Source organism: Pedobacter sp. R20-19 (assembly GCF_000708265.2).
GTDB lineage: Bacteria > Bacteroidota > Bacteroidia > Sphingobacteriales > Sphingobacteriaceae > Pedobacter.
Map to the genome: position 1 here is coordinate 176,634 of NZ_JCKI01000005.1, position 16,475 is coordinate 193,108.

The following is a 16,475-nucleotide window of genomic DNA, read 5'->3' on the forward strand; positions in this document are numbered from 1 at the left end:
GCCATGGGAAAAGTAACAGGATTTCAAGAATACGACAGAGTTGCGCCCACAAGAGAAGAGGCTAAAACTCGTGTTAAACACTACGGGGAATTTTTAAATGAATTGCCCGCACAAGAATTAAATAATCAGGCAGCCCGCTGTATGGATTGCGGCGTCCCTTTTTGTCAGTCAGGTTGCCCTTTAGGTAACGTGATTCCAGAATTTAATGACGCTGTCTATCAGGCAAAATGGGAACTTGCTGCCAATATTTTATTAAGCACCAATAACTTTCCCGAATTTACAGGAAGAATTTGCCCTGCACCTTGCGAATCAGCTTGTGTATTGGGGATCAACCGTCCACCAGTGGCGATTGAAGAAATTGAAAAGCATATTATAGAAATCGCTTTCGACAAAGGTTTTATTAAAGCAAAGGCGCCATTAATCAGGACAGGTAAAAAAGTAGCTGTTATTGGTTCAGGTCCCGCAGGATTAGCTGCTGCAGCTCAATTGAATAAAGTTGGGCATGAAGTAACGGTTTTCGAGCGGGATGATGCACCAGGTGGCCTATTAAGATATGGCATTCCGGATTTTAAATTGCAGAAAAATGTAGTTGACCGCCGGATTGATTTAATGAAAGAAGAAGGCATCATTTTTAAATGCAATGCCAATGTGGGAGAAAATGTAGAAATCAGTACCTTATTAAGAGATTACAATGCGATTGTTTTAGCTGGTGGATCAACCATTCCGCGTGATCTGCCTATTGAAGGTCGCTCAGCTAAAGGTGTTCATTTTGCAATGGATTTCTTGAAACAGCAGAACAAACGTGTAGCCAATAGAGAAATTGCTGCAGAAAATATTTTAGCAACAGGTAAAAATGTAATCGTAATTGGTGGTGGTGATACAGGCTCGGATTGTATCGGAACGTCAAATCGCCATGGCGCTAAATCAGTAACTCAATTTGAGATTATGCCAATGCCACCTCAGGCACGTACTGAAAATATGCCATGGCCAACTTATCCAATGTTATTGAAAAATACCTCTTCTCATGAAGAGGGTGCTCAAAGAGCCTGGTCTGTGAATACGAAAAACTTTATTGCTGATGAAAATGGAAATTTAAAAGCATTAAAAGTAGTAGATGTAGAATGGGAAATCGATCCATCTGGCAGACCGCTAACGTTTAAAGAGGTTGCTGGTACGGAAAGAGATCTACCTTGCGAACTGGTGTTTTTAGCAATGGGTTTCTTACATCCACAAAAAGAAGGATTGATTGAAAAATTAGGTGTAGAACTGGACAATCGTGGAAATGTAAAAGCTTCAGAACATACTTATCAAACCAATATTGGTAAAATCTTCGCTGCAGGAGATGTGAGAAGAGGACAGTCATTAGTGGTTTGGGCCATTTCTGAAGGTAGGGAAGCCGCCCGTAAAGTGGATGAATACTTAATGGGGGTAACTAAACTGGCATCTAAAGATGCTGTCGCTTATGCTTAAGTAGGTTTAAATTATATATTTTTAAGGTCGTGGCGTAAGCCACGACCTTTTTTGTTTGTAATACATGGAGCTAACTCGATCGTCATCCTTTCAATGACGAGGAGGCAATGTAGCCACGAAAAATCCGTCATTGCGAATCGAAGGGTGGGGCTTAGCGGAGGCGTGAAGCAATCTGATTCGCTACAACATCTTGATTGAAAAAGCCGCCTCACAAATGATAACAACCTCTCAAAACAATTTAAGCTGCTCATTTCTGGGTGGCTTCTGTTTTCCAAAAATAGTTCTACCACCGTATTTCCAACTTTCAGCCCATTCCTTTTCAATCACTTTTTCAAAATCCGTGTTTGGAATAAAATCCTGTTCCGCTTTTTTAGCAATTTGATGAAGGGATTTTATTGCTTGTTGCTTATCAGTTTCACCAATTTTAGCTTTTGCCACAGCTTTTTGCAATTGGGAAATAGTCTCATCGTAGATCTGCTCAGGTACCGGAAAGGGATGTCCGTCTTTACCACCGTGCGCAAAGGAATATCTCGCCGGATCAGAAAAACGAGATGGTGTACCATAAATAACCTCACTAACTAAAGCCATAGATTGTAAGGTTCTTGGACCCATGCCTTCCAATAATAAAAGAGATTCGAAATCTGCAGGTTGTTTATCGTGGGCTAACCATAAAATACTGCCTAAACGTTTAAGGTCAACATCTTTCGATTTTACTTCATGGTGATTAGGCATAACCATCCTTTGAATTTCAGAAATCATTCGATCTGGTGATTCTGCTGTCATCCCCATTAAGGTTTTACGGGTAATATCAGCTTCATTTGAAGTCAGGTTAAGAATTTTACCCTGATTAATGCCACAAATACCAGTATGAGGTTCCTCAACAAATGACTTTAAGTTTTCAGAATGCCAGTGATATCTTCTCGCTGTAGAACTGGCATCGCTCATACCTTGCTGAACAACAGCCCAGTCGCCATCGCTGCTGAGTATAAAGCTATGAAGGTACAATTGAAAACCATCCTGAATCGCCGTATTATCTACCTTTGCACTCAATTTACTGGCTTTTACCAGTTCAATTCCATTTAAACCTGTTTGATCTGCAATTTTAAAAAGTTCATTTGGCGTCTCCCTGCTGGATTTTCCCTTTCCCCCACAAATATAAATGCCCAGCTCTTTAGAAAGAGGATTAATTGATTTTTTTAGTGCACCCATTACAGAAGTAGTGATGCCTGATGAGTGCCAATCCATACCCATTACCGCACCCAGGCTTTGAAACCAGAACGGACTACTTAACCTTCGGATAACTTCAGCTTTACCATATTCTACTAGAATAGACTCCACTATGGCCAGACCAAGTTTTGCCATGCGCTGCGATAGCCAGGGTGGAACATGGCCATAATGTAAAGGTAAATCTGCGCTTCCTGATCGTTTCAATGCTAACGAAATTAGTAAAATTATTTCTAAAAACAGAATAGAATCCCTTATTTACCGTGTAAAAGTCAGTTAATTTGAATTTTCTTAAACTGTAGATCTAAAAAATTCAACATGATCGAAGAAACCTGTTCGAACCAGGGGTTGAATAGCCAAAAAGGATGAGGCGTATCGGGTAAGGTATGGATTTCAGAATAAATGCCAAAAGGTTTTATTTTAGCGATGAGATCATCTCTTCCTGCATGAAAACGTGGCGTAGAACTATTAATAAACAGCAATGGAACGGTATGTTTATCCGCGTGATTAAGAGCAGATGCATGATGCCACAAGGCTGGATTCTCATTTAATTCTGCTCCGAGCCAGATGGCTGCAACAGATTTTCGGTTGGGATCAGTGCTTACCTCCGCAGATTCGGGATGATCAAAAGCCAGTACACCATCAACATCAATGATTGCCTGAACATTGCTCGTATGATCGTTTATTTTTTCTTTTTCAAATTCAGGATCGTCATTCGTAGTCCCAACTAAAGCAGCCAGCTGACCACCCGCAGAAAACCCTATTATAGCAATCTTGGTGGTATCGATATGATACCTTATTGCATTTGCTTTGATCCACCGGATGGTGTTTTTAAGGTCATAAACTGCCGCTGGGAACTTTGCATGAGTGGATAAACGATAATCAGTAGTGATGGCAACATAACCATTTTGAGCCATTTTTTGCGCAAGTGGTATGTTTTGCGTTCGATTACCTGATCGCCAGCCACCGCCAAAAACAAATAGTACAGCTGGTAACAATTTGTTGTTTTGCTTTGGATAAATAACATCAAGTGACAAATTTCCGGTTGGATATTTTGCGTAAGTGATATTACGTTTAGTTTTGAAATTACCCTTGGCTAACGGTTGTGCAATGCTGATATATGGACGCTTTTTTTTCTCCTTTAAATAGGTGGTATACACACTAAAAGAAGTATCTGCCGGTATTTTTTGAGCTTGAGCGCCCGAGTAAAAAAATAACAGTAAAAGGCTAAAGAATTTCATTATTGTAAATATATAGAATAGTTGATCATCGTTTAACCTTAATTTTGTTATGTTTAAATTTTAATAGTGAAGTGTTAATGCGTAAATTTTTACAACGTCTGTTTGGTAATTGGGTAATTAAAATGTCGAACAGGTTTGGATCACGACCAAATCTTAAACGTATTCATGAAGCTTTAACCAAACTTTTTAATACCATTACCAGAGAGCCGGGAAAACGGGGTTTAATATTTGAAATTACCGAAAAAGATAAATTTATTATTTTTTCTGATCAGCACAAAGGTGCCCGTGATGATGCAGATGATTTTATACTGGCAGAACGTAATTATTTGCAAGCCCTGGATTATTATAACAACAAACTGTTCCACTACATTAATCTGGGTGATAGTGAGGAACTGTGGGAGAATTTATTGGAATCGGTAATTAAACATAATAAGCAAACTTTCGAACGGGAAAAGTTATTTATCCACCGCAACGCTTTTACAAAAATTTTTGGAAATCATGACCTCTACTGGGATAATGATCCTTTGGCTGGTTTTAACCTCAATCGCATTTACGGAAAAAAAATTTCGATTTATGAAGGTGTGATTTTAAGAATGAAGTTTCAACATCAGTTCCTGAATATTTTTCTTACCCATGGCCACCAGGGCGATTTACAAAGTGATGGGAATTGGTTTAGTAAGTGGTTTGTAAGTACGGTATGGGCACCATTGCAATCTTATTTACAGATTAACCCCAACACCCCAGCCTATGATAATCAGCTGAAAACAGTACATAATGGTATGATGTACAGCTGGCAGGCAGATCAAAGAGATACCGCATTAATTACAGGGCACACTCACCAGCCCGTATTTGCCTCACTTACACATCTGGAGCGGATTTATTTGAAACTTAAAAATGCAACGATTGAACATCAACAGCCCGAAATTGACAAATTAAATGAAGAGTTAAAGAAACGTGTTAAAAAAGACGATGAGGCACCAGAATTTAAAGCATACAAACCAGGTTATTTTAACAGTGGTTGCTGTTGTTTTAGTGATGGTGATATTACTGGTATAGAAATAGAAGGCGGTTTGATTCGACTGATCAGATGGTCTTTTCAAAGGTCCGGCACTCCTGAAAGAAGTATTTTGGAAGAGATGAAATTAGTAGAATTATTGGATCTTACTTAATTGGTAATGCGATAAAAAAGGTTGTGCCTTTTCCTTTTCCCTCACTTTCTGCCCACAGTTTGCCCTTATGCATATCGGTAAACATTCTGGCTACAATTAAACCCAATCCGTTTGAGTTTTCGTGGTTAGTTGGTGTTGAACTTAACCGTGAAAACTTGATGAATAAAAGGTTGAGGTCATCTGCACTTAGTCCAACACCATGGTCTTTAATCGCAATGGTTACCAGATTTTCAGTGATTTGATGCGTGATCAGAATTTCACTATCAGCATGCGAGAATTTACTAGCATTATGGAGTAATTGATAAAAAAGTTCACTGAGTTTAACTTCATCTCCAAAAATTTCTACCGGTGTATCTATGCGAATGTTAAAAAACTGTCTTTTATCTCTGGTAATAATTTGTAAATCCTTAATGCTTTTGGATAAAAGTTCCCGAAGATCGATCTTATTTTTCTGTGGTTTAAAAGACCCGTTTTCTTTTCTGGCCGAGCTTAGAATCTGATTCAGGTGGTCTACCATTCGTTTCGATTGATGATTAATTTTTCCAGCGATGCTTACAGTTCTATCATCAGCATTAGGGATTCTACCCACCAATTCAGATTGTAATGAAATGGTCGTCATAGGGTTTTTAAGGTCATGAATCAGCACATGCAGGCGATCATCCTGTGCCTTTAGTGTTTTTCTTAAAGCCTTTCTCACTTCTAGTTTATCAGCAATCATTTCTGCCAACCTGTTCAACATGCTCAACTGGCTTGGAATGGTGGTATGAGGATCATCTCCATATACGACTAAAGCCCCCAAATGTACACCATCCGCTGATTTAATACCAGCAGCTATAATAAAGGGAATAGGAGATTCGCTAATGTTAGCAAATTGCTGTGCAATTTCTATGACATCAGCATCATCCGCCTCTTTTAGCAAATCAAAAAGATGCTGATTTCCATTTGAATCCAATGGATTGCCAATTGCAGCTTTTATAAAAAACCCATCTTCAGCAAAGAATCCAAGAATAGCATTTTGCATTTCAAAAATATCTGCAGCCAGTTGTACAAAATGATCAAAGCTTTTCTCTGCAGGCGTATCTAAAATTTCATATTCCTTTAATTTTTCTAGGCGTAATTCTTCATTAACAGGAATATGGGAAGCCGAAATTTTTGCTGAATACATTTGCGGGATTTTTAAAATAAGGTTGTACGTTAAAGGTATAGATTATCAGCAAAAAGTTAAATAATATAAACAATTAAGTTGTAATTTTAGTTGTTATATTTCATGCAGATTGTTAAAAATTAACAATAACTTTCAAAACATTGATTAGATAATGAGATTATATATAGAACGTAAACCTGTTAAGGTTAATCCGGATACCAAACGAGTAATTGCCCGTTTTTTTTTTAACGGAGAAGAGAGAGCACTTGAAGTGATTCGAAAAGTTTTAGAGTTTTCTGATGAGAAGGTATTTTCATTGATTTCGCCGATACTACAGGAATATTCTAAACGACACCGAAACATCACTAAAATTTTAAACCGACACTGTAAAAAGCTTAAAAAACAATTTACCACACTGGGTAAGGATATAGAAGACCTGGATCAATACACCAGATTGCTTATTGGTGCTTACTTTACGCATGAATATTCAATTGAATCTGCTGCCTTCTTTAATCCTAGTATTGTAGATGATCCTGATCAGACTGATTTGGTTGAAGGGGAGAAACGAGTGATTATCAGTTTCAGGGCTGTTGGTGAAGGACATATTTCTTCTATTGTGTTCCGCCGTGCACTAATTGATAAAAATAATAACATACAGGTTTTGCCTGTGGGGAATTATGTGGATGAGGCAGAAGTGGTGAAAAATGCGATTTACGTTAAAAAGTTATTCTTAAAAAAGGCAGCATATGCACAAATTGATCCCTCAGTATTGGAAGAGATAGAAGCCAAACTTGATGATAAATTTGAATATACAAGCTTAAGTAATATCATTAAAGACGCTAAGAGTTTACATACTGAAAATGCATCCCGATTAATGGAGTATGATAAAGTGCTTTGGTTATCAGATACTTACCATACCATTTCCTTTTCTAAAGATACGGATATATCAGATCGTGTTATTTTTCCGATTTCAGAATTTGAGCGAAAAGGAATTGAAGATGCCCGCTTTGTAAAATTTGTTAAGGATGACGGAAAGGTTTTATATTATGCTACGTATACAGCTTTTGATGGTTCGCTCATTATACCAAAATTGGTGCAGACAGAAGATTTCTATGAGTTTAAAGTGATTCCATTATATGGTGATGGGGCACAAAATAAAAACCTCGCTTTATTTCCACGTAAAATAAATGGAAAGTATGTGATGATGAGTAGAATAGACGGATGGAATAATTACCTTATGTTTTCTGATAAAGTAAATGTTTGGGAAAACCCTATTTTACTTAAACAGCCTCGTTATGACTGGGAATTGGTTCAAATAGGTAACTGTGGTTCACCAATTGAAACAGATAAAGGTTGGTTAGTAATCACACATGGAGTGGGTCCAATGAGACGCTATTGTATCGGCGTTGTTTTACTTGATCTGAATGACCCTAGTAAAGAAATTGGCCACCTAAAAGAACCGCTAATTATCCCAAATAATGATGAGCGTGAAGGATATGTACCCAACGTGGTTTATTCTTGTGGTTCTATCGTAAGCAATGGCGAACTTATTATTCCTTATGGATTATCAGATTATAGTTCATCCTTTGCAACGGTTAACCTGGAATTGTTATTAAATCGATTATTAGAAAATGGAAAGGCATAAAATCGTCATGGCCTGAATTTAGACAGTATTCATTTCGTTTATATCAGGTTTGATATTAAGAATTAAGAAAGTTTATCACAACAAAAAAGGCTGATTCATTAATTGAATCAGCCTTCTTACATTTACTTAGCATTTTTAGGTTTTACATATTCATCTTCCTCAAACAGGGGAGGAGGCAGTGTTTCATATTCAGCCTCGGCAGCTTTTAACACAGCTAAATGAGATACAAAATAAGCCAGTGTACTTTCGGCACCCTGGTTTCTATTTACACTATTAAACTGCAAACCATCTGCACAACCATGGGTTTCAAAATCATATAATGGTATGTGTAAACTATTTTTACCTAGAAACCATTCATAACTGGTGTACATTAAACTGAGGTATTTACTATCCTTAGTAATGTCGTATGTTTTACCATATAAAAGTACCATCGCCATCGTTTCAATAGCTTGCTGATCGTAAATTGGATTTTTACCATGTTTCTTCATCCAGCCGGCATTTCCAACAGGATTTAAATAGCCATTTTCAAAAGAGAAACTATTTAAAAAATCAATACTTTCCATTGCTATTTGGTAAGATTCTATGTTGCCTGTTGCTTCAAAGTGATGTAATAGTGCCAATGGTAATATGGCATTATCATAAGTTAGTATATCTTCAAACCAATGCCAGTCTTCATCTTTATTAGCCTTGTAAGCATTTTTCAAACTATTGGCTAACTGGTTAGCTTCTTTTACGATCAGTTCATCACCCGGATGTACATTTAAATAATGAGCAACACCTATAAGCGTATTGGCCATGCCACGTAAATGTTTTAATGCCTTAAAATGGGAAACTGAATTTGAAAAAAGTTCCCTTCCAAATTCACGGTAAGAATTATTTGGTGCCACATTTATCAAATAGCCTAAAGACCATATGGTTCTACCAAAAGAATCTTCAGAACCAACCTCATCCAGATAATTACGGTTAAAACTTAGAAAGTTCCTGAAATTTCCGTCATCTGTATGCATATATTGAATAAAACTCAGATAAATAGGCATTAATTTTAAAGCCGACTGATTTTTATTTTGCTCGTAAGCCATTAAGGCCAATATTAATGCCCTGGCATTATCATCTATGCAATAACCCTCTTTAAGATTTGGAATGCCAAAACGAGCATGTTGAATGATACCGGTATCATCTGTTAGCAAATTGATATGACTAAGATTAAGCGCCGGCATTTTTTCTACATCAATAATTGGAGGGGTAACCCTTTTAGGTTTCTCTCCGGCATCTATTGCATCTTGTAAGGTTTTCAAATACACATTACCAATAGCTGGCCATCTTAGTTTTAGTCCGTATTGAAAAGCGTTTGTCTTAAGTTCATGATACTTATCTTCATCTGAAAGCAATTCATTAACAATACTTGCCAATGCAACATCATTTTTAAAATCAAATAGTCTTCCACGTTTCTCAGCTAGAAGTTCTTCTGCATGCCAATAAGGAGTAGAAACTACAGCTGCACCGGCTCCAATGGCATATGATAAGGTTCCACTGGTAATTTGAGCTTCATTTAAATAAGGTGTAATATATAAATGACATGCGGTTAAATATTGGTGGAGCTCGCTTTCTGATACAAACTTATTAACGAAGGCAATGTTATTTTCTACACCTAAATCTTTAGCCAGTGCTTTTAAACTGTCACGGTATTCTTCCCCGTTATGTTTCACCACACCAGGATGAGTGTTGCCTAAAATAACATACAACACATCAGGGTGTTGCGCTACAATGCTTGGCAAAGCTTTGATTACGGTTTCGAGTCCTTTGTTTCGGCTAATTAAGCCAAACGTAAAAAGAACTTTTCTATTCCTGAATAATTCGCTTTTTGAAACCTCATTGTTAACGATAGGCTCCAGATCTGGCACGCCATGCTCAATCAATTTTATAGAATTACTCGGAATTTGATAAATGCTGGTTAAAAATAATACCGCTTTCTTACTCATCACCACAATTTTAGAAGACTTTAAAGCAATCTCCTTAATAATGGTTTGTTGCATGAAATTTGGTTCTTTCAATACAGTATGTAAAATAGTAATGAAAGGTTTCTCCAGTTTATTAATCAAGGAAAGAAGAAATACACCACTGTTGCCTCCATAAATTCCAAATTCATGTTCAATAATGCAAGTATCAATATCGCTGTTATTAATGAAATGAGCAGCTTCAATATAATCCTGTTGGTTCTGCTGTCTAATTACAAATTTAACTTCTTTTGGATAAGCATGTTCATTGATATCATCAGACTCATTCATTGCAACGACGAAACTCTTCTCTGCATGATAAGATGGATTGATGCTTAAAGCATTTACTAAGTTTTGATTGAAGGTAGCTAGACCGCATTCGCGTGGAGGATAAGTTGAAATATATGCGATTTTCATAATATTACTGTAGATTAATGTAATTATACAACACAATAACAAGCTAAATGGTTTTATTTCAGCAAGATTTACTAAAGTTTTTAGAAAACAATATCAATTAGTACAATGTTCATTTCAAATAATTATAAAATACTGCTATGAGATCGATTTGGAAAGGTTCAATCGGATTTGGGTTAGTTAATATCCCTGTTAAGTTATTTTCTGGTGTGCAAACCACCCACCTGGATTTGGATATGCTGGATGAACGCGATCATGAAAAAATTCGCTACCAGCGTGTAAATGATAAAACGCATAAGGAAGTTCCTTTTGATAAAATTGTTAAAGGTTATTTTTTAAAGGATCGATATGTAATATTGGAAAAGCATGATTTTGAAGAGGCATCTCCAGAAAAAACTAAAATTATAGAATTGGAGAATTTTGTTGATATGAAGGAAATCAATCCTATATATTACGAAACATCTTATTATACTGAACCTGAAAAGCAAGGGAAAAAAGCTTATGCATTGTTATTAAAAGCACTTCAAAAATCAGGTAAGGCTGGTGTTGGACGTTTCGTGCTAAGAAATACCGAAAATCTTTGTGTCATTCATCCCATGGAAAATGTGATCGTCATTACAAAGATCAGATTTCAACAGGAAATTAGAAGTTTAGATGAGCTTAACAAAGCAGATGATATTACCATCACAAAAAAAGAAATGGATGTTGGGCTTGCCTTGATTAAGCAATATAGCTCAAAATTTGATTTAAGTTCTTTTAAAGATGACTATAGTAATGAATTATTAAAAATTATTAAAGCCAAAGCAAAGGGCAAACGTGCTACGGTGAAGAAAATGAAGCCTCAGAAAGCCACAAGTGATGATTTATACGATCAGTTAATGCAGAGTTTAGGCTCAAAGAAAGGCGCTTAATTTAAGTATGATTGTAATCATTCATCTGAATTGGACATTTACCGCCAATTCAGATGAATGAATTATTTTTATTTAAAGGCAGCTTTTAACTGATCAGCAGCATAGGCTTGTGCAGCTTTAGCTTCAGGAACAACTGCAGCCATGCCAAAGAACTCATGCGTAACCCCTTCATAATTTCTACTCGTTACCTTTACACCAGCTTCAGCCAGCTTATTAGCAAGCATTGTTCCGTCATCATGTAATGGATCAATTTCTGCAGTAATAATGGTGGTGGATGGCAAACCTTTTAATTTTGCATTTACTAAGGATATTCTTGGATCCTGAGCTTCAATCATGGTATTTACGTATTTTTCAGTAAACCAACCCATCATGGCTTTATTTAAGGGTTTAGCATTCGCATACATTTTATAAGATTCGGTATTCATGTTTGCCTGCGCAATTGGATAAACTAAAACTTCATGAACAGGAACCATAATGTTTTTATCTCTGGCCATGATGGAAACATTTGCCGCCAGATTTCCGCCGGCACTTTCACCAACAACAGCAATCTTCGCTGGGTCTCCTTTTATGCTTGTTGTATTTTTAACTACCCATTCATAAGCAGCAAACGCATCATTATGAGCAGTAGGAAATTTGTTTTCTGGTGCTAAACGATAAGCTACTGAAACCACTACCGCATTTACCTGTTCTGCCAAACCCTGAGCCGATGCATTATATACATCTAAATTTGCAATAACAAAACCACCACCATGATAGTAAACAATTACCGGAAATGGGCCATTTCCTGATTTTGGAGTGTAAATACGCAAGTGAACTTTTCCACCAGCTACATCAATATCTTTTCCGGTTGTATCTACCTTTGGTGCAGGTACTTCAATTTTATTCGCGGCAATTAAATCCATTACGGCATCAGTAGGAGTATGGTTCTTTCTCGCAGCGGTAGCATCTAAAGTCTCTATTGGTTTATCACCATAACTTGCTAATTTTTCGATAACGGCTTGCATTTCCGGCTTAATACTTTGTCCCCATTCTGGTGGCGGACCTGCCGGTTTTAAAGAAGAGTTAACGGTTGAATCAGTTTTTAAAGAATCTGAATGGTTTGAGGTTTTCGAATCATTTGAACATGCAGATACCATAAAGGTGAGTGCAAGTGCTGCAGTTGATAGCTTTGTTAAATTGCTTTTCATAAGTTTAGTTTCTCGTTTTTAAAAGAGATATTTTTTAAACGTAATCAATCAGTTAAGAGTTTTAAATGATTCACAACTTTTTAGAATTTCATCTATTTCAAAACATCTTTTGTATTTACAGTGTTCTAAATCAAACCAGCACCATATGTTAACAGAAATTACAGGATTGCCCGACCATATCTTTGGTGTAAGAGCTACTGGAGAAGTAACTACAAATGATTTGAAAGATGTTTTGCTTCCTGGATTAACCCGCACGTCTGATCGTTTCGGAGAAATCAGGTATTTACTGTTGTTGGAAACTGAGGTGAAAAACTTTACAACAGGTGCGTGGATTCAGGATGTGAAGGCAGGATTGCAAAATTTTACCAAATGGAAAAAGATTGCAGTGGTTAGTTCTGAAAAAAGTGTAGAATGGTTTTCCAACTTTTTTACATTTTTAACGCCGGGAAGTGCTAAGGGATTTAAGCCCGATGAATTAGAAGAAGCAAAATTATGGCTCACTGCCGAAGATTAAATTTATAAAACAAAATACGATGAAGAATTCAAAAACATCAGCAGAAAAAAGCAAAGCTACTGCACCAGATAATGGAAAGGCCAAAGGTGCAGAAGAAAAAGTAACTTCAGCAAAAGATGCTAAAAAAGTAAATACCGCAAAAAAGAACGAAGTTAAATAGTTTGATTGGTATCCTTAGAATTGAATAAGAAGTACCCGCTATTTGGTTCTCGTTATTTTTATTGTAATGGCGCATCTTTAAACATTCCAATTAGCAGATCTTATTCTAGCAATAAAAAAACTAAAACTGGAAGGAGTAAAGTAATGCTTTTAAGAGATAAAATTTAAACTTCTTTTTTAAGAAGAGCATAAATTTTGTCCATTAATTCATCGATATTGAATGGTTTTGCCATAAAATCATCTGCAGAAATTCCATTCAAAACATAGTTGTCTGCATGGTATCTTGCCGAGATCATCAATACCGGAATGTGACTGGTAGATGCTGTTTTTTTCAAATCTTTTAATAGTATTCTCCCATCAATATCCGGAAGCATAATGTCCATCACAATTACGTCAGGCCTGAATTCTTGAACATAATTTAGGAAATTTGTGCCATTGTTTAAGCCAGCAACATGGAAAGCTTCGCTTTCCAAAATGAGCGTGATAACATCTAATATTGCATGGTTATCTTCTACAACCAATATATTTTTTTTAGCCAAGATTTGAAAGATGATTTTTTAAATTTCAAACAAATATAAAATAAAAAATAAATCTTAAAACTAATCTGTTAAATTGTATCCCTTACTAAACTGATGTTGCAGGTATATTAATTAATTAGAAAATTCTAATATTTTTGTAGCATCTAAATTATATATGAATAATTTTTCTGTAGATCTGTCGAACTGTGACAAAGAACCCATCCACATTCCGGGTAAAGTTCAGGCACATGGTTTTTTAATTGCCGTAGATAAGGTTAGTTTTTTAATCACTTATGTTAGTGATAATATTGGTATCTTTTTGAATGAATCTGCTAGAGATCTTCTCGAGAAACCACTTTCATCAATTCATAGCTTTTTAAATCAACAAGAAGCAGAATTTAGTATTGAAGGTTTATTAAAACTAGGTATTGTTAGAAAAAGTTTTGATGCAATCAATCCGCATCCTGTAAATATCAAGAAGCATCCTTTTTATATTATTATTTCAGAATCAGAAAGTAACTGGCTCATTGAATTTGAACCAGCAACACTACAATATGATATACAAGGTTTAATCGGCCGTTCTGCATCGGTAATGCTACAAGGCAGGAGTATTTCTGCACTGTTAAATGGTGCCGCCAGTGAAGTTAGAAAACTAATACATTATGATCGGGTAATGATCTATAAATTTTTGGATGATGGCCATGGTGAAGTGATTGCCGAAGATAAAAATGATGATCTGGAACCATTCCTCGGATTGCACTATCCTGCGTCAGACATTCCTAAACAGGCAAGGGAATTGTATAGATTAAACCTTACACGGCTTATTGCCGATGTGAATCAGACCGATGATCCTATTGTTACTTTTTTAGCCGATCAACCACTTGATTTAACAAAGTCTGGTTTGAGGGCTGTATCACCAATTCATATTCAGTATTTAAAAAATATGGGGGTAGATTCAAGCTTTAGCATTTCTTTAATCTCACACGGAGCGTTATGGGGGCTAATTGCCTGCCATAATTATTCTCCTAAATTTATTGATTATAAGGCAAGAGAAGGAGCAAAGCTGATTGGCCAGATACTCTCATCAGCTTTAGAGTATCGTCAGGATGAGGAAGATGCTCAAATGGTTGAGCAATTTAAAAATACCGCAGCCATACTTTCAGAGCATCTCAATCACGATAAATATTTATTTGATGCCATTACCAGTCATGAAAGAAATATTTTAGAGGTTACCAATGCAAGTGGAGTTGCCGTCATCTTTGAAGATAAAATAAAAACCATTGGTATTGTACCTGATCAGGAAGATATTATAGAATTGTCAGATTGGTTAAAAGCAATCAGTGATGAATCGATTTACTACACGCATCGTTTATCAGAAATACATTCTCCGGCAAAAAAATATAAAAGTATTGCATCTGGAATTCTAGCATGCAATATTAGTAAAGATCATGGCGAAATGATTATTTGGTTTAAGCCAGAGCTGATCACCAATATCAACTGGGCTGGTAATCCTGATAAACCTGTAACAACTTCCGAAAATGGCTTACTCAGTTTGTCTCCAAGAAAATCGTTTGAATCATGGTCTGAAGAAGTAAGTAACACTTCGGAGAAATGGCAGACAGAAGAGATAGCATCCGTTTTACGCATTCGGGAGATTATTATTAATGATGTAAGTAAGAAAGCAAATGAGGTTAGGTTGTTAAATGAAAAACTGCAATCTGCTTATGAGGAACTGGATACTTTTAGTTATACCATATCGCATGATTTAAGAACACCGCTTACATCTATTAAAACTTATGCAGAGTTAATGCTCAAAAATAAGAGTCTTGACGATACCGCAATTAAAATGTTAAGTCGGATTTTAGTTGGTGCAGATAAGATGAATTTTCTGATAAAGGAGATATTAAACCTGGCAAGAGTTGGTCGGTCAGAAATTAGTTTTGAGCATATTAACATGCGAACCTTACTAAATGAAATTGGATCAGAAGTCTGGGCGGCTTTTAAAGCAGACAAAGCCGAATTGATTTTAGGCCAATTGCCAGACTTAAAAGGAGATAAGACTATGATTGCTCAAGTGTTTACAAACTTGATTAGTAATAGTGTTAAATACTCTTCAATGATCGAAAAGCCAACAATTGAGATTTCTGGTGATATTGAAGGCGATGAAATAGTTTACGCAGTTAAAGATAATGGTATAGGAATTGATAACCGATACTATGACAGGGTTTTTGAGCTATTTAAGCGCATGGATAATGTTAAAGAAATAGAAGGTACAGGAGTTGGCCTGGCTATTGTAAAACGAGTGGTTGAAAAACATCAGGGAAGGGTATGGTTTGAAAGTAAACTCAATGCAGGATCTACGTTTTATGTAGCATTTAAAAATATAAAATAATGAATACGCCAGATATATTTTACGTGGAAGATGATGAAGATTATGCTTTTTTCATGCAGAGTGCTATACAGGAGGTTGGTGATACTTTAAATTTAGCCATTGTAGAAGATGGTGCCAAGGCTTTGATGAAACTGCAGCAATTTGCAGCGCAAAAAACTAAACCAAGATTGATTTTACTGGATTTAAATTTACCAGGTTTATCCGGACTTGATTTACTTAAATTTATACGAGATATTCCTTATTTAAAATCGACACCAGTAATTCTATTCTCAACATCTGATAATCCAGATGATGTAAAGGCTTCGATTGAATTTGGCGCTAATGCGTATCTTACAAAGCCAAATGGTTATGATAATCTGGTAAAGTGTTTACATTCTGTACACAACTTTTGGTTTAATCAGCACCTGAGGATGAATTAATACATCACGATTTAACATGTAAAAGATTCGGATGTTTTATTCGAATCTTTTTTTTATATCTTATTTTAAACAAA

Annotated in this window: 14 protein-coding genes; 8 read left to right on the forward strand and 6 right to left on the reverse strand. The window is 36.1% G+C overall.

Features of this window, described 5'->3' with window-relative positions; genetic code table 11:
• The first annotated feature begins 3 nt into the window (after positions 1–3).
• A complete protein-coding gene (locus AN34_RS12625) occupies positions 4–1,470 on the forward strand; it encodes a glutamate synthase subunit beta (protein ID WP_029285955.1) in 1,467 nt (488 codons plus the stop codon).
• Positions 1,471–1,698: 228 nt separating this feature from the next.
• Here AN34_RS12625 and AN34_RS12630 read toward each other — a convergent pair whose 3' ends face one another.
• Together AN34_RS12630 and AN34_RS12635 are read right to left on the reverse strand one after the other, a co-directional pair.
• Positions 1,699–2,901 carry a DUF763 domain-containing protein gene (locus AN34_RS12630; RefSeq protein ID WP_029285957.1) on the reverse strand — a complete coding sequence of 401 codons (1,203 nt, stop codon included), beginning with the start codon at positions 2,899–2,901 and terminating at the stop codon, positions 1,699–1,701.
• Between the two features lie 65 nt (positions 2,902–2,966).
• Positions 2,967–3,935, reverse strand: coding sequence for an alpha/beta hydrolase (locus AN34_RS12635; RefSeq protein ID WP_036677142.1), 969 nt, complete (start codon positions 3,933–3,935; stop codon positions 2,967–2,969).
• A 77-nt stretch (positions 3,936–4,012) separates the two neighbouring features.
• On the opposite strand from AN34_RS12635, the gene AN34_RS12640 reads away from it, so the two are divergent.
• Positions 4,013–5,104, forward strand: coding sequence for a metallophosphoesterase (locus AN34_RS12640; protein WP_029285961.1), 1,092 nt, complete (start codon positions 4,013–4,015; stop codon positions 5,102–5,104).
• Here AN34_RS12640 and AN34_RS12645 read toward each other — a convergent pair.
• Positions 5,097–6,269, reverse strand: coding sequence for a HAMP domain-containing sensor histidine kinase (locus AN34_RS12645; protein ID WP_029285963.1), 1,173 nt, complete (start codon positions 6,267–6,269; stop codon positions 5,097–5,099). The genes AN34_RS12640 and AN34_RS12645 overlap by 8 nt on opposite strands.
• Positions 6,270–6,420: 151 nt before the next feature.
• Here AN34_RS12645 and AN34_RS12650 point away from each other — a divergent pair, with 151 nt between their 5' ends.
• Positions 6,421–7,893 (forward strand): glycoside hydrolase family 130 protein, encoded by a 1,473-nt coding sequence (locus AN34_RS12650; protein ID WP_029285965.1) that lies wholly within the window; start codon positions 6,421–6,423, stop codon positions 7,891–7,893.
• 122 nt (positions 7,894–8,015) lie between these two features.
• Here the strand turns inward: AN34_RS12650 and AN34_RS12655 are convergent, their stop codons facing one another.
• The gene (locus AN34_RS12655; protein ID WP_029285967.1) at positions 8,016–10,304 is read right to left on the reverse strand and encodes a glycosyltransferase family 4 protein; all 2,289 of its coding nucleotides are present in this window, start codon (positions 10,302–10,304) and stop codon (positions 8,016–8,018) included.
• 137 nt (positions 10,305–10,441) lie between these two features.
• On the opposite strand from AN34_RS12655, the gene AN34_RS12660 reads away from it, so the two are divergent.
• Positions 10,442–11,212: a Ku protein gene (locus AN34_RS12660; protein ID WP_029285969.1), complete on the forward strand. Its 771-nt coding sequence runs from the start codon at positions 10,442–10,444 to the stop codon at positions 11,210–11,212.
• A 68-nt stretch (positions 11,213–11,280) separates the two neighbouring features.
• Here the strand turns inward: AN34_RS12660 and AN34_RS12665 are convergent, their stop codons facing one another.
• Positions 11,281–12,399 carry an alpha/beta hydrolase gene (locus AN34_RS12665; RefSeq protein WP_029285971.1) on the reverse strand — a complete coding sequence of 373 codons (1,119 nt, stop codon included), beginning with the start codon at positions 12,397–12,399 and terminating at the stop codon, positions 11,281–11,283.
• A gap of 145 nt (positions 12,400–12,544) precedes the next feature.
• Here AN34_RS12665 and AN34_RS12670 point away from each other — a divergent pair, with 145 nt between their 5' ends.
• A complete protein-coding gene (locus AN34_RS12670) occupies positions 12,545–12,913 on the forward strand; it encodes an STAS/SEC14 domain-containing protein (protein WP_029285973.1) in 369 nt (122 codons plus the stop codon).
• Positions 12,914–12,932: 19 nt separating this feature from the next.
• A complete protein-coding gene (locus tag AN34_RS21665) occupies positions 12,933–13,073 on the forward strand; it encodes a hypothetical protein (protein WP_157263304.1) in 141 nt (46 codons plus the stop codon).
• Between the two features lie 163 nt (positions 13,074–13,236).
• Here the strand turns inward: AN34_RS21665 and AN34_RS12675 are convergent, their stop codons facing one another.
• A complete protein-coding gene (locus AN34_RS12675) occupies positions 13,237–13,611 on the reverse strand; it encodes a response regulator transcription factor (RefSeq protein WP_029285975.1) in 375 nt (124 codons plus the stop codon).
• 154 nt (positions 13,612–13,765) lie between these two features.
• Here AN34_RS12675 and AN34_RS12680 point away from each other — a divergent pair, with 154 nt between their 5' ends.
• Both AN34_RS12680 and AN34_RS12685 read left to right on the forward strand, forming a co-directional pair.
• The gene (locus AN34_RS12680; protein WP_029285977.1) at positions 13,766–15,982 is read left to right on the forward strand and encodes an ATP-binding protein; all 2,217 of its coding nucleotides are present in this window, start codon (positions 13,766–13,768) and stop codon (positions 15,980–15,982) included.
• Complete coding sequence (locus AN34_RS12685) at positions 15,982–16,401, forward strand: response regulator (RefSeq protein ID WP_029285980.1); 420 nt, start codon at positions 15,982–15,984, stop codon at positions 16,399–16,401. The genes AN34_RS12680 and AN34_RS12685 overlap by 1 nt, the downstream gene beginning before the upstream one ends.
• Positions 16,402–16,475 lie beyond the last annotated feature (74 nt).

Excerpts from the sequence above, each read along its gene's own strand:
- AN34_RS12625 (WP_029285955.1), top strand. The coding sequence starts at position 4 with ATGGGAAAAGTAACAGGATTTCAAGAATACGACAGAGTTGCGCCCACA.
- AN34_RS12635 (WP_036677142.1), bottom strand. The coding sequence starts at position 3,935 with ATGAAATTCTTTAGCCTTTTACTGTTATTTTTTTACTCGGGCGCTCAA.
- AN34_RS12640 (WP_029285961.1), top strand. The coding sequence starts at position 4,013 with ATGCGTAAATTTTTACAACGTCTGTTTGGTAATTGGGTAATTAAAATG.
- AN34_RS12645 (WP_029285963.1), bottom strand. The coding sequence starts at position 6,269 with ATGTATTCAGCAAAAATTTCGGCTTCCCATATTCCTGTTAATGAAGAA.
- AN34_RS12650 (WP_029285965.1), top strand. The coding sequence starts at position 6,421 with ATGAGATTATATATAGAACGTAAACCTGTTAAGGTTAATCCGGATACC.
- AN34_RS12655 (WP_029285967.1), bottom strand. The coding sequence starts at position 10,304 with ATGAAAATCGCATATATTTCAACTTATCCTCCACGCGAATGCGGTCTA.
- AN34_RS12660 (WP_029285969.1), top strand. The coding sequence starts at position 10,442 with ATGAGATCGATTTGGAAAGGTTCAATCGGATTTGGGTTAGTTAATATC.
- AN34_RS12665 (WP_029285971.1), bottom strand. The coding sequence starts at position 12,399 with ATGAAAAGCAATTTAACAAAGCTATCAACTGCAGCACTTGCACTCACC.
- AN34_RS12670 (WP_029285973.1), top strand. The coding sequence starts at position 12,545 with ATGTTAACAGAAATTACAGGATTGCCCGACCATATCTTTGGTGTAAGA.
- AN34_RS21665 (WP_157263304.1), top strand. The coding sequence starts at position 12,933 with ATGAAGAATTCAAAAACATCAGCAGAAAAAAGCAAAGCTACTGCACCA.
- AN34_RS12680 (WP_029285977.1), top strand. The coding sequence starts at position 13,766 with ATGAATAATTTTTCTGTAGATCTGTCGAACTGTGACAAAGAACCCATC.
- AN34_RS12685 (WP_029285980.1), top strand. The coding sequence starts at position 15,982 with ATGAATACGCCAGATATATTTTACGTGGAAGATGATGAAGATTATGCT.